This is a genomic window from Enterobacter sp. 22466, assembly GCF_052044775.1.
GTDB classification, from domain to species: domain Bacteria; phylum Pseudomonadota; class Gammaproteobacteria; order Enterobacterales; family Enterobacteriaceae; genus Enterobacter; species Enterobacter dissolvens.
Window position 1 is genome coordinate 66792 of record NZ_JBQENX010000014.1, and the last position, 13237, is coordinate 80028.

Annotated in this window: 13 protein-coding genes; 10 read left to right on the plus strand and 3 right to left on the minus strand. The window is 55.3% G+C overall.

The window, feature by feature from the left end; translation table 11 throughout:
* Positions 1 to 68 precede the first annotated feature (68 nt).
* The 4 genes from tatA to tatD are packed head-to-tail and all read left to right on the plus strand — an operon-like array spanning position 69 to position 2466.
* Positions 69 to 323 carry a Sec-independent protein translocase subunit TatA gene (gene tatA, locus ACTJJI_RS24390; protein WP_014833694.1) on the plus strand — a complete coding sequence of 85 codons (255 nt, stop codon included), beginning with the start codon at positions 69 to 71 and terminating at the stop codon, positions 321 to 323.
* 3 nt (positions 324 to 326) lie between these two features.
* Positions 327 to 869 carry a Sec-independent protein translocase protein TatB gene (tatB, locus tag ACTJJI_RS24395; protein WP_440655858.1) on the plus strand — a complete coding sequence of 181 codons (543 nt, stop codon included), beginning with the start codon at positions 327 to 329 and terminating at the stop codon, positions 867 to 869.
* A 2-nt stretch (positions 870 to 871) separates the two neighbouring features.
* Positions 872 to 1642: a Sec-independent protein translocase subunit TatC gene (gene tatC / locus ACTJJI_RS24400; RefSeq protein ID WP_014833692.1), complete on the plus strand. Its 771-nt coding sequence runs from the start codon at positions 872 to 874 to the stop codon at positions 1640 to 1642.
* Between the two features lie 41 nt (positions 1643 to 1683).
* Positions 1684 to 2466, plus strand: coding sequence for a 3'-5' ssDNA/RNA exonuclease TatD (gene tatD, locus ACTJJI_RS24405; RefSeq protein WP_221345863.1), 783 nt, complete (start codon positions 1684 to 1686; stop codon positions 2464 to 2466).
* Here tatD and rfaH read toward each other — a convergent pair.
* Positions 2463 to 2954, minus strand: a complete 492-nt coding sequence (gene rfaH / locus ACTJJI_RS24410; protein ID WP_182380955.1) for a transcription/translation regulatory transformer protein RfaH — start codon at positions 2952 to 2954, stop codon at positions 2463 to 2465. The two genes, tatD and rfaH, sit on opposite strands and share 4 nt — an antisense overlap.
* A gap of 170 nt (positions 2955 to 3124) precedes the next feature.
* On the opposite strand from rfaH, the gene ubiD reads away from it, so the two are divergent.
* A complete protein-coding gene (gene ubiD, locus ACTJJI_RS24415; protein WP_014833690.1) occupies positions 3125 to 4630 on the plus strand; it encodes a 4-hydroxy-3-polyprenylbenzoate decarboxylase in 1506 nt (501 codons plus the stop codon).
* A gap of 30 nt (positions 4631 to 4660) precedes the next feature.
* Positions 4661 to 5362 carry an NAD(P)H-flavin reductase gene (gene fre / locus ACTJJI_RS24420; protein ID WP_014833689.1) on the plus strand — a complete coding sequence of 234 codons (702 nt, stop codon included), beginning with the start codon at positions 4661 to 4663 and terminating at the stop codon, positions 5360 to 5362.
* A gap of 161 nt (positions 5363 to 5523) precedes the next feature.
* On the opposite strand, the gene fadA is transcribed toward fre, so the two are convergent.
* Both fadA and fadB read right to left on the minus strand, forming a co-directional pair.
* Complete coding sequence (fadA, locus tag ACTJJI_RS24425; RefSeq protein WP_025757514.1) at positions 5524 to 6687, minus strand: acetyl-CoA C-acyltransferase FadA; 1164 nt, start codon at positions 6685 to 6687, stop codon at positions 5524 to 5526.
* Positions 6688 to 6696: 9 nt separating this feature from the next.
* A complete protein-coding gene (fadB, locus tag ACTJJI_RS24430; RefSeq protein ID WP_440655862.1) occupies positions 6697 to 8886 on the minus strand; it encodes a fatty acid oxidation complex subunit alpha FadB in 2190 nt (729 codons plus the stop codon).
* Positions 8887 to 9076: 190 nt separating this feature from the next.
* Between fadB and pepQ the strand changes: the two genes are divergently transcribed.
* The 4 genes from pepQ to hemG are packed head-to-tail and all read left to right on the plus strand — an operon-like array spanning position 9077 to position 13070.
* Positions 9077 to 10408 carry a Xaa-Pro dipeptidase gene (gene pepQ / locus ACTJJI_RS24435; RefSeq protein WP_014833686.1) on the plus strand — a complete coding sequence of 444 codons (1332 nt, stop codon included), beginning with the start codon at positions 9077 to 9079 and terminating at the stop codon, positions 10406 to 10408.
* Positions 10408 to 11022 carry an IMPACT family protein gene (locus ACTJJI_RS24440; protein WP_014833685.1) on the plus strand — a complete coding sequence of 205 codons (615 nt, stop codon included), beginning with the start codon at positions 10408 to 10410 and terminating at the stop codon, positions 11020 to 11022. The genes pepQ and ACTJJI_RS24440 overlap by 1 nt, the downstream gene beginning before the upstream one ends.
* Before the next feature lie 40 nt (positions 11023 to 11062).
* Positions 11063 to 12514: a Trk system potassium transporter TrkH gene (trkH, locus tag ACTJJI_RS24445; RefSeq protein ID WP_013099227.1), complete on the plus strand. Its 1452-nt coding sequence runs from the start codon at positions 11063 to 11065 to the stop codon at positions 12512 to 12514.
* 10 nt (positions 12515 to 12524) lie between these two features.
* Positions 12525 to 13070: a menaquinone-dependent protoporphyrinogen IX dehydrogenase gene (gene hemG, locus ACTJJI_RS24450; protein WP_440655865.1), complete on the plus strand. Its 546-nt coding sequence runs from the start codon at positions 12525 to 12527 to the stop codon at positions 13068 to 13070.
* Positions 13071 to 13237 lie beyond the last annotated feature (167 nt).

Genomic DNA, 13237 nt, shown 5'->3' on the forward strand with positions numbered 1-13237 from the left:
CGCTATCACCAGGCTGCGTACGTATAATGCGGCCTGACTAATTAATCATCTATCACTGAGGAATTTGTATGGGTGGTATCAGTATCTGGCAATTGTTAATTATTGCCGTCATCGTCGTGCTGCTGTTTGGCACCAAAAAGCTCGGTTCTATCGGTTCCGATCTGGGCGCGTCTATCAAAGGCTTCAAAAAAGCGATGAGCGATGATGAGAACAAGCAGGATAAAACCAGCCAGGATGCTGATTTCACTGCTAAGTCCATCTCCGACAAGCAAGAAGATGCCAAAAAGGAAGACGCTAAACGCCACGATAAAGAGCAGGTATAAGTCGTGTTCGACATTGGTTTTGGTGAGCTGCTGCTGGTCTTTGTGATTGGCCTGATTGTGCTGGGTCCGCAGCGTTTACCCGTTGCAGTAAAAACGGTTGCGGGGTGGGTGCGTGCGCTTCGTTCGCTGGCGACTACCGTACAGAACGAGCTGGCGCAGGAGCTTAAGCTGCAGGAATTTCAGGAAAGCCTGAAAAAGGTTGAGAAGGCGAGCATGGATAACCTGACGCCGGAACTGAAAGCTTCAATGGATGAACTGCGCGAAGCGGCAGAATCCATGAAGCGCTCCTACAGCGTCAACGATCCTGAAAAAGCGAGCGATGAAGCAAACACCATTCACAACCCGGTGGTGAAGAACAGTGAAGCGCAGCGCGAGGGCATAACGCCTGCCAGCGCGGAGCATCAGGCCACCGCGCCTGAACATACGCCGCAGGAACCTGAACTGAAAAAACAGGCGCAGCCGGAAGACCCTGTGGTCAAAGCGGCTGAGGCAAAGCCCGCCGCGCCTGTTACCGAATCATCCCCCTCGTCGAGTGATAAAGCGTAAACATGGCAGTAGATGATACTCAACCGCTCATTACGCACCTCATAGAGCTGCGTAAGCGCCTGTTAAACTGCATTATTGCGGTTTTCGTTATTTTCTTATGCCTGGTTTATTTCGCCAACGATATCTACCAGGTTGTCTCTGCGCCGCTGATAAAGCAGATGCCGCTGGGCGCGACGATGATCGCGACGGACGTTGCTTCGCCGTTCTTCACGCCCATTAAGCTCACGTTCTGGGTATCGTTGATTGCTTCTGCTCCGGTCATTCTTTACCAGGTCTGGGCGTTTGTGGCGCCGGCCTTGTATAAGCATGAACGCAAACTGGTGATCCCGCTGCTGGTCTCCAGCTCGCTGCTGTTCTATATCGGCATGGCGTTTGCCTATTTCGTGGTCTTCCCGCTGGCCTTCGGCTTCCTGACGCATACCGCGCCGGAAGGGGTACAGGTGTCGACCGATATCGCCAGCTATCTCAGCTTTGTGATGGCGCTGTTTATGGCGTTCGGCGTGGCGTTCGAAGTGCCGGTAGCGATTGTGCTGCTTTGCTGGGTAGGGGTGACAACCCCGGATGACCTGCGTAAGAAGCGTCCGTATATCCTGGTCGGCGCATTTGTGGTCGGCATGCTGCTGACGCCGCCCGATGTCTTCTCGCAAACGCTGCTGGCCATACCGATGTATTGCCTGTTTGAGGTTGGCGTTTTCTTCTCGCGTTTCTATGTGGGGAAAGGGCGCCGATCAGAGGACGAAGACGACGTCTCTGAAAAGAGCACTGAAGAGTAAAACCAGCCGCCCGTCAGGGCGGTTGTCATATGGGGATCTGCATGTTTGATATCGGACTCAACCTGACCAGTTCGCAGTTTGCGAAAGATCGTGACGACGTGGTGGCGCGTGCGTTTGACGCTGGCGTAAAAGGCCTGCTGTTGACAGGCACCAATCTGCATGAAAGCGAGCAGGCGCGACAGCTGGCTCAACGCTACGATCGCTGCTGGTCTACCGCGGGCGTGCATCCTCACGACAGTAGCCAGTGGACCTCGGAGAGTGCTGAAATCATACACAGGCTGGCGAAAACATCCGAAGTGGTGGCCATTGGTGAATGTGGCCTCGATTTCAACCGCAATTTTTCCACCCCTGCCGAACAGGAAAACGCGTTTACGGCGCAACTCGCCCTGGCGGCCGAGCTTGAAATGCCGGTGTTTATGCACTGTCGTGACGCGCATGAGCGCTTCCTCGCGCTGCTGGACCCCTGGCTGGATAAACTGCCTGGCGCAGTGCTGCACTGCTTTACCGGTACTCGTCAGGAGGCGCTGGACTGTCTGGATCGTGGGCTTTATCTGGGGATTACCGGCTGGGTGTGCGATGAACGTCGCGGGCTCGCGCTTCGCGAACTGTTGCCGGCGATCCCGGCCGACCGGTTGCTCCTCGAAACCGATGCGCCTTATTTATTGCCGCGTGATATGAAACCTAAGCCGGCATCGCGACGTAACGAACCGGCCTGTCTGGGGCATATTTTGACGAGCGTGGCGCAGTGGCGCGGAGAAGATCCGCATGGGTTATCTGCGCAGACAGATGACAACGTGCGTCGCCTGTTTGGCATTGATTTTTAAACTTTGCGGAAGTCGGTGTTTTTCACGCTTTGCAGCACCTGCTTATTAAGCAGATTGAGCAACAGCATGGAGCGTGCTTCACCGTCTGGCTCGGCGAATATCGCCTGCAGGCCTTCGAAGGCACCTTCGGTGATGACAACACTGTCTCCCGCGTACGGGGTTTCCGGGTCGGTAATATCTTCAGGTTGTTGATAAATCGAAAGCTGATGGATCACCGTCGACGGCACCGTTGCCGGGTGCGCACCAAAACGGACAAAATGGCTGACGCCACGCGTGGCACTGATGGTAGTGGTGTGGATCACTTCCGGGTCGAATTCCACGAACAAATAGTTCGGAAATAGCGGCTCACTGACGGTTGTGCGCTTCCCGCGCTGCATTTTTTCAAGCGTGATCACGGGTGTCAGGCAATTTACAGACTGACGTTCTAAATGTTCCTGCGCGCGCTGAAGCTGCCCGCGTTTGCAATACAGTAAATACCAGGCCTGCATAATCACTCTTTCCCTTAGTTTCGGGCGCAAGCATATCAAAACCCTGGCGGGATCGCTAAGTTGATTATAATGGCCGAAATGGGAACAGGATGCAGAAGTTCACGCTAATTTAACAAAATTACAGCATCACGCAGGCTTACGCCGTATAATGAAGCGCTTACAGAGAGGCCATGATTAACTGCATGAAATACCACGATCTCCGCGACTTCCTGACGCTGCTGGAAAAGCAGGGCGAACTCAAACGCATTACGCTTCCTGTCGATCCTTATCTGGAAATGACAGAAATTGCTGACCGCACCCTGCGTGCCGGTGGTCCGGCGCTTCTGTTTGAAAACCCGAAAGGTTATTCAATGCCGGTGCTGTGCAACCTGTTTGGAACCCCTCGCCGTGTGGCGTTGGGCATGGGGCAAGAGGACGTCACCGCGTTACGTGAAGTAGGTAAACTTCTCGCGTTTCTGAAAGAGCCTGAGCCACCGAAAGGCTTCCGCGATCTGTTCGATAAACTGCCGCAGTTTAAGCAGGTACTGAACATGCCAACCAAACGCCTTCGCGGCGCGCCATGCCAGCAGAAAGTGCTGGAAGGCGATGCGGTTGATCTGACCAAAATCCCGATCATGCAGTGCTGGCCTGAAGATGCTGCGCCACTCATCACCTGGGGGCTCACCGTCACACGCGGGCCACACAAAGAGCGTCAAAATCTGGGTATTTACCGCCAGCAGCTGATTGGCAAGAATAAGCTTATTATGCGCTGGCTGTCGCATCGCGGTGGCGCGCTGGATTTCCAGGAGTGGTGCGCTGCGCACCCGGGCGAGCGTTTTCCGGTCTCTGTTGCGTTAGGTGCCGACCCCGCCACCATTCTGGGCGCGGTCACGCCAGTGCCGGATACGCTGTCGGAATATGCCTTCGCAGGACTGTTGCGTGGCACCAAAACGGAAGTCGTGAAGTGTATCTCTAACGACCTCGAAGTGCCCGCGAGTGCAGAGATTGTCCTGGAAGGTTACATTGAACAGGGCGAGCTGGCACCCGAAGGCCCGTACGGTGACCACACGGGCTATTATAACGAAGTGGATAACTTTCCGGTGTTTACCGTCACGCACATTACCCAGCGTGAAGATGCGATTTATCACTCCACCTATACCGGACGTCCACCGGACGAACCCGCAGTGCTGGGCGTGGCGCTGAATGAGGTGTTTGTGCCGATCCTGCAAAAGCAGTTCCCGGAAATTGTTGATTTCTATTTGCCGCCTGAAGGATGCTCGTATCGCCTGGCGGTGGTCACAATGAAGAAGCAGTATCCTGGCCACGCGAAACGCGTGATGATGGGCGTATGGTCTTTCCTGCGCCAGTTTATGTATACCAAATTTGTGATTGTCTGCGATGATGACGTTAACGCCCGCGACTGGAATGATGTTATCTGGGCCATTACCACGCGAATGGATCCGGCACGCGACACGGTGTTAGTGGAAAACACGCCGATAGATTATCTGGATTTTGCCTCGCCGGTTTCCGGTCTTGGCTCAAAAATGGGACTGGATGCCACAAATAAATGGCCTGGCGAAACCGACCGTGAATGGGGTCGCCCGATCAAGAAAGATCCTGCTGTGACCGCGCGAATTGACGCGATCTGGGACGAACTGGCCATAATGAGTAACGGTAAACCGCAGGCTGACCGTTAAGCCCTATAGACTTCCCGACAGAGAGAGCGAATGACAACCTTAAGCTGTAAAGTGACCTCGGTAGATGCTATCACCGACACCGTATATCGCGTCCGTTTAGTGCCTGAAGCGGCATTCTCTTTCCGTGCTGGTCAGTACCTGATGGTCGTGATGGATGAACGTGATAAGCGTCCTTTCTCTATGGCCTCAACGCCAGCGGAGCAGGAATTTATTGAGCTTCATATTGGTGCGTCAGAGCTTAACCTGTATGCGATGGCGGTGATGGATCGGATCCTGAAGGAACGCGAAATCGTAGTGGATATTCCACACGGTGAAGCGTGGCTGCGCGATGACGAAGACCGTCCACTGATCCTGATCGCTGGCGGCACAGGCTTCTCGTATGTGCGCTCTATTCTGTTGACCGCACTGGCCCGTAATCCAGACCGTGATATCACCATTTACTGGGGTGGCCGCGAAGAGAAACATCTCTACGACCTCTCTGAGCTGGAAGCGCTGAGCGTTAACCATCCCAACCTGCGTGTTGAGCCGGTGGTTGAGCAGCCGGAAGAGGGCTGGCGTGGGCGTAGCGGGACGGTGCTGACGGCGGTACTGCAGGATCATGGCACGCTGGCAGGGCACGACATCTATATCGCGGGCCGCTTTGAGATGGCGAAAATTGCCCGTGACCTGTTCTGTAACGAACGTGATGCACGTGAAGATCGTCTGTTTGGCGATGCGTTTGCGTTTATCTAAATAAAAAACCCGCCCCTGACAGGCGGGAAGAACGGCAACTAAACTGTCTCTCTTCGCCAATGGCGTCACTTGCGGCGAGGTACCTCTCGTAGGCCGGGAAAGCGCAGCGCCTCCCGGCAAAAGCCCGATGGCGCGATGCTTATCGGGCCTACGTTATCGCCTTACACTCTCTCAAACACCGTCGCGATACCCTGACCCAACCCAATACACATCGTTGCCAGACCAAACTGCGCGTCTTTGCGTTCCATCAGGTTAATCAGCGTTGTGCTAATACGCGCCCCGGAGCAGCCCAGCGGGTGACCGAGGGCGATCGCGCCGCCGTTGAGGTTAATCTTCTCGTCGATCTGCTCCATCAGCCCCAGATCTTTGATGCACGGCAGGATCTGCGCGGCGAACGCTTCATTCATCTCAAACAGGTCGATATCGCTGGTGGTCAATCCCGCTTTTTTCAGCGCCAGCTTCGAGGCCGGAACCGGGCCGTAACCCATGATTGAAGGATCGCATCCTACAACCGCCATCGAACGTACCCGAGCGCGTGGTGTTAACCCCAGCTCGCGGGCGCGGCTTTCGCTCATAACCAGCATCGCGGCCGCTCCGTCAGACAGCGCTGACGAGGTCCCTGCTGTAACCGTGCCGGTAACCGGATCAAACGCCGGACGCAGTGTGGACAGCGCTTCAACGGTGGTTTCCGGACGGATCACTTCGTCGTAGCTGAACTGTTTCAGAACGCCGTCAGCGTCGTGGCCGCCGGTCGGGATGATCTCATTCTTAAACGCGCCGGATTGCGTGGCGGCCCATGCGCGAGCATGAGAACGCGCGGCAAAGGTATCCTGCATTTCACGGCTGATGCCGTGCAGACGGGACAGCATTTCGGCGGTCAGTCCCATCATGCCTGCGGCTTTCGCCACGTTACGACTCATGCCAGGGTGGAAATCGACCCCGTGGCTCATTGGCACATGGCCCATGTGTTCCACGCCGCCGACCAGGCAGGCCTGGGCATCGCCGGTCATGATCATACGCGCCGCATCATGCAGCGCCTGCATTGAGGAACCGCACAGACGGTTGACGGTCACTGCCGGCACCGAATGCGGGATCTCCGCCAGCAGCGACGCATTACGGGCAATGTTGAAGCCCTGCTCAAGCGTCTGTTGCACACAGCCCCAGTAGATATCGTCGAGCGCAGCCGGGTCCAGCGCCGGATTACGCGCCAGCAGGCTACGCATCAGGTGTGCTGAGAGATCCTCAGCACGCACGTTACGGAAGGCACCGCCTTTTGAACGGCCCATTGGGGTGCGAATCGCATCAACAATGACAACCTTTTCCATTGTGACTCCTTAAGCCGTTTTCAGCTCGCCAACCGGGCGGGCTGGCTCAACTGCTGGGTAATAGGGTTCGTTATGGCGCGCTTTGTTACGCAACCCTTCCGGCACGTCATACAGCGGGCCGAGGTGTTGATACTGCTGCACCATATCGAGATAGCGGGCGCTGCCGAGCGTATCCAGCCAGCGGAACGCGCCGCCGTGGAACGGAGGGAAGCCCAGGCCATAGACCAGCGCCATATCGGCCTCTGCCGGGCTGGCGATAATGCCTTCTTCGAGGCAACGCACCACTTCGTTGATCATTGGAATCATCATCCGGGCGATGATTTCATCGTCCGTGAAGTCACGTTTTGGCTGACTCACCCCGGCCAGCAGGCTATCCACCGCCGGATCTTCTTCTTTCTTCGGTTTGCCTTTGCTGTCTTCTTTATAGCGCCAGAAGCCCAGACCGTTTTTCTGACCAAAGCGGTTGGCGTCAAACAGGGCGTCAATCGCATCGCGATAATCTTTCTGCATGCGCTGCGGGAAACCCGCTGCCATAACCGCCTGTGCATGATGCGCGGTATCAATGCCAACCACATCCAGCAGATACGCCGGACCCATTGGCCAGCCGAACTGTTTTTCCATCACTTTATCGACTTTGCGGAAATCCGCGCCGTCGCGCAGCAGCTGGCTGAAACCCGCGAAGTAAGGGAACAGCACGCGGTTGACGAAAAAGCCCGGGCAGTCGTTGACCACGATCGGGGTTTTGCCCATCTTGCTGGCCCACGCCACCACTTTTGCGATGGTGTCGTCAGAGGTTTTTTCACCGCGGATCACTTCGACCAGTGGCATACGGTGCACCGGGTTGAAGAAATGCATTCCGCAGAAGTTTTCCGGGCGCTTCAGGACGCTTGCCAGCTCGCTAATCGGAATCGTCGAGGTGTTAGAGGCCAGTACGGTCTCCGGACGCACTTTCTCTTCCGTTTCGGCCAGCACCGCTTTCTTCACTTTCGGGTTCTCTACCACGGCCTCAACCACCACATCGACGCGGTCAAAACCGGTGTATTCCAGTACGGGCTGGATAGTAGAGATCACGCCTGAGAGTTTCAGACCGTCAATTTTGCCGCGTTCCAGCTGTTTATTGAGCAGCTTGGCCGCTTCGGTCATCCCCAGCGTCAGGGATTTCTCGCTGATATCTTTCATCACCACCGGCACGCCCTTCCAGGCAGACTGGTAAGCGATGCCGCCGCCCATAATGCCTGCGCCAAGGACCGCCGCATGTTTTGGCATCTCAACGTTTTTCGTCAGCTGTTTTGCTTTGCCTTTCACGAACTGATCGTTGAGGAAGATGCCAACCAGCGCGCGGGCTTCATTGGTGTGTGCCAGCGGGACAAAGCTCTGGTTTTCGAGCTTCAGTGCTTCGTCGCGGCCAAAGCGGGCTGCGGCTTCAATGGTTTTCACCGCCGTGATCGGCGCCGGGTAGTGTTTACCCGCCGTCTGCATCACCATACCTTTGGCGATGGTGAAGCTCATGGCCGCTTCAATCTTGCTGAGCTTTAACGGCTCCAGTTTCGGCTGGCGTTTGGCCTTCCAGTCGAGATCGCCGTTAATGGCCTGGCGCAGAATGGCAAGGGAGCCTTCAATCAGTTTTTCTGGTTTCACGACGCCATCGACCAGGCCGATTTTTTGTGCCTGCTCTGCGCCGACATCTTTACCTGCGGCAATGATTTCCAGGGCGCTGTCGGCGCCCAGCATGCGCGGCATACGTACGGAGCCGCCAAAGCCCGGCATAATGCCCAGTTTGGTTTCCGGCAGACCGATGCGCAGATCCGGCGTGGCAAGGCGGTAGTCGGTGGCCAGCACGCATTCACAGCCGCCGCCCAGCGCGTAGCCGTTAACGGCGGAAAGGGTCGGGACAGGCAGATCTTCCAGACGATTGAAGACGCTGTTGGCAAAGTGCAGCCACTGGCTCAGCTGTTCTTCAGGCACCAGGAACAGTGAAAGAAATTCGGTGATATCGGCACCGACAATAAAGGCCGCTTTGTTCGAGCGCAGCAGCAGCCCTTTTAAATCAGTTTGCTTTTCAAGTACATCCAGCGCCTGGCCAAGACTGGCCACCGTCGCGGTATCGAGCTTATTGACTGAGCCGGGGGCATCGAACACCAGTTCGGCAATGCCATCTTCCAGCCAGTTGAGGTACAGGGTGTCGCCTTTGTAGAGCATGTCAGTCTCCTGAATCCAGCAAGTGGATCTGGTCATACCAGATGAGTCGGAGTGTGGGATTTATGTTAATAAAATGCAAATTACTCATTAAGAAATTGCTGCATTGATCACGGTCGGTGGAAATCACGCAGCCGGAGACAGGTGTGCTAAGATGCGAGGACTTGAGGTCAAAAAAACGAAAGGAAGAATGATGGACTCACTGGCTTCGCTTTATAAAAATCATATCGTTACCCTACAGGAACGTACCCGTGATGTACTCGCCCGCTTTAAGCTGGATGCGCTGTTAATCCACTCCGGCGAGCTGATGAATACCTTTCTGGACGACCATGCGTATCCGTTTAAAGTTAACCCGCAGTTTAAGGCCTGGGTGCCGGTAACCCAGGTGCCAAATTGCTGGTTGCTGGTGGATGGCGTGAACAAGCCGAAACTGTGGTTCTATCTGCCAGTCGATTACTGGCACAACGTTGAGCCACTGCCGACCAGCTTCTGGACAGAAGAAGTGGACGTTATTGCGTTACCAAAAGCCGACGGTATTGGCAGCCTGTTGCCAGCCGCGCGTGGCAATATCGCCTACATTGGTCCGGTACCCGAGCGTGCGCTGGGGCTGGATATCCCGGCAGACAAACTCAACCCGAAAGGGGTGCTGGATTATCTGCACTATTACCGCGCGTATAAAACCGACTACGAACTTTACTGCATGCGTGAAGCGCAAAAAACGGCGGTGAATGGCCACCGTGCGGCGCATGAAGCGTTCCAGTCCGGTATGAGCGAGTTCGATATCAATCAGGCATACCTCACCGCGACCGGTCACCGTGATACCGATGTGCCGTACAGCAACATCGTCGCCCTGAATGAACATGCGTCTGTGCTGCATTACACCAAACTGGATCACCATGTGCCGTCTGAGATGCGCAGCTTCCTGCTGGACGCGGGTGCAGAGTACAACGGCTACGCGGCAGACCTGACCCGTACCTGGGCGGCCAATGCGGATACCGATTTTGCGCACCTGATTAAAGACGTCAACGATGAGCAACTGGCGCTGATCAGCACCATGAAAGCCGGAACCAGCTATGTGGATTACCACATCCAGTTCCATCAGCGCATCGCTAAACTGCTGCGTAAACACCAGATTGTGAAAGACATGAGCGAAGAGGCGATGGTCGAAAACGATCTGACCGGGCCCTTTATGCCGCACGGTATCGGCCACCCGCTGGGTCTGCAGGTACACGATGTCGCGGGCTTTATGCAGGATGATACCGGCACGCACCTTGCCGCGCCGTCTAAATATCCTTACCTGCGCTGCACGCGTATTCTTGAACCGCGCATGGTGCTGACCATTGAGCCGGGGATCTACTTTATCGAATCGCTGTTAGCGCCATGGCGCGAAGGTCAGTTCAGCAAGCACTTCAACTGGGAAAAAATTGACGCGCTGAAACCGTTTGGCGGCATTCGTATCGAAGATAACGTGGTGATTCATGAGAACGGTATCGAGAATATGACGCGAGACCTGAAGCTGGCCTGATGGAAAGCTGGCTGATACCGGCTGAACCGGTCACCTTTGTTGAGGAAATCAAGAAAAGCCGCTTTATTACGCTGCTGGCACACACCGACGGCGTAGAGGCGGCAAAGGCATTTGTAGAGTCTGTCCGCGCTGCGCATCCTGATGCACGTCATCACTGCGTGGCGTGGGTCGCCGGGCCGCCGGACGACTCGCAGCAGCTGGGGTTTTCTGATGACGGTGAGCCTGCGGGCACTGCCGGTAAACCCATGCTTTCCCAGCTCATGGGCAGCGGTGTGGGCGAAATAACCGCCGTGGTCGTTCGTTACTACGGCGGCATCTTGTTAGGTACCGGTGGGCTGGTTAAAGCCTATGGCGGTGGCGTACAGCAGGCGCTTAATATGTTGGTCACCACCCGCAAAACGCCACTCACCGAATATACTTTGTTGTGCGACTACGCCCAGCTATCGGGTGTCGAAGCGCTGCTCAAACAGTTTAACGGTGTGATTGCACACAGTGATTACCAGGCAATGGTGCAATTGCGTGTGGCGCTTCCTCAGGCTGAACTGGCTGCTTTTTCGGCAAAACTGGCGGATTTTAGTCGCGGTTCGTTGCAATTGCTGCCGATTGAAGAATAATCCCCACCTCACTTTTTGAATACCAAAGGAAGCGGCAGAGATGCATTTTCGTGCCATAACCCGAATCGTTGGACTGCTGGTCATACTTTTTTCCGGGACGATGATTCTCCCAGGACTGGTGGCGCTTATCTACCGGGACGGTGCGGGGCGGGCATTTACCCAGACCTTCTTTGTCGCACTGGCGATTGGCTCACTGCTGTGGTGGCCAAACCGTCGTCAGAAAGGTGAGTTAAAATCACGTGAAGGGTTTCTGATTGTGGTGCTGTTCTGGACGGTGCTGGGGAGCGTCGGTTCGCTGCCCTTTATCTTCTCCGAACAACCCAACCTGAGCATCACGGATGCCTTTTTTGAATCCTTCTCCGGCTTAACGACCACCGGGGCGACAACGCTGGTGGGGCTGGATTCGTTACCCCACGCCATTCTCTTTTATCGCCAGATGCTGCAATGGTTCGGTGGTATGGGGATCATCGTCCTGGCTGTGGCTATCCTGCCGATTCTGGGCGTCGGGGGCATGCAGCTGTACCGGGCAGAAATGCCGGGGCCACTGAAAGATAACAAGATGCGCCCGCGTATTGCCGAGACGGCGAAAACCCTGTGGCTGATTTATGTTTTACTGACTGTCGCCTGTGCGCTGGCGCTGTGGTTTGCCGGCATGCCTGCGTTCGATGCCATTGGGCACAGCTTCGCGACAATCGCCATCGGCGGATTCTCTACCCACGATGCCAGCGTGGGCTACTTTGATAGCCCAACTATTAATACGATTATCGCTATTTTCCTGCTGATCTCCGGCTGTAACTACGGTCTACACTTCTCATTACTCAGCGGACGTAGCCTTAAGGTGTACTGGCGCGATCCGGAGTTCCGCATGTTTATTGGCGTCCAGCTCACGCTGGTGGTCATCTGTACGCTGGTGCTCTGGTTCCACGATGTCTATAACTCGGCGTTGACCACGCTAAACCAGGCGTTCTTCCAGGTGGTGTCGATGGCGACAACCGCAGGCTTTACCACGGACAGCATTGCCCGTTGGCCGCTGTTCCTGCCCGTGCTGCTGTTGTGTTCTGCGTTTATTGGCGGCTGCGCCGGATCGACGGGCGGTGGCCTGAAGGTGATTCGTATTCTGTTGCTCTTTAAGCAGGGGAACCGTGAGTTAAAACGCCTGGTGCACCCGAATGCGGTCTATAGCATCAAGCTGGGTAACCGGGCACTGCCGGAACGTATCCTTGAAGCGGTGTGGGGGTTCTTCTCGGCGTATGCCCTGGTCTTTATCGTCAGTATGCTGGCGATCATCGCGACGGGGGTGGATGATTTCTCTGCCTTTGCGTCCGTTGTGGCAACACTTAATAACCTCGGGCCTGGCCTGGGGGTCGTGGCGGATAACTTTGCCAGTATGAACCCGGTCGCGAAATGGATCTTAATCGCCAATATGCTGTTTGGGCGTCTCGAGGTCTTTACGCTGCTGGTGCTGTTCACCCCAACATTCTGGCGCGAATAAGGAGTCGTCGGTGAAAACACTTATTCTTTTCTCTACGCGAGACGGGCAAACGCGTGAGATTGCCTCTTATCTGGCTTCTGAATTAAAAGAGCTGGGCATTTACTCTGATGTGGTGAACCTGAACCGTACGGAGCAAATCACCTGGCAGGATTACGATCGTGTAGTCATCGGGGCGTCTATTCGTTACGGTCATTTCCATCCTGCGCTGGATCGCTTTGTGAAAAAGCATACGGCGGTACTCAATAAGCTGCCAGGGGCGTTCTACTCGGTCAACCTGGTGGCGCGCAAAGCAGAAAAGCGTACACCGCAGACCAACAGCTATACGCGCAAGTTTTTACTGAACTCTCCGTGGCGGCCCGATCTCTGCGCGGTCTTTGCAGGGGCGCTGCGTTATCCTCGCTATCGCTGGTATGACCGCTTTATGATTCGCCTGATTATGAAAATGACCGGCGGTGAAACCGATACGCGTAAAGAAGTGGTTTATACCGACTGGTCTCAGGTGGCCAGTTTTGCGCGGGAAATCGCGCATTTATCACGCGATTCGCAGCATAAATAAGCACAGAGTTTGAAAAGTGAGCGAACGAAAAGTTTTTTGTATTTTGTGCTTGTCACTTCAGAATAACTCCCTATAATGCGCCTCCACTGACACGGAACAACGGCACACACGCCGCCGGGTCAGCAGAGAAAAGCAAATTAAACGCTTGACTCTGAAGCGGGAAAGCG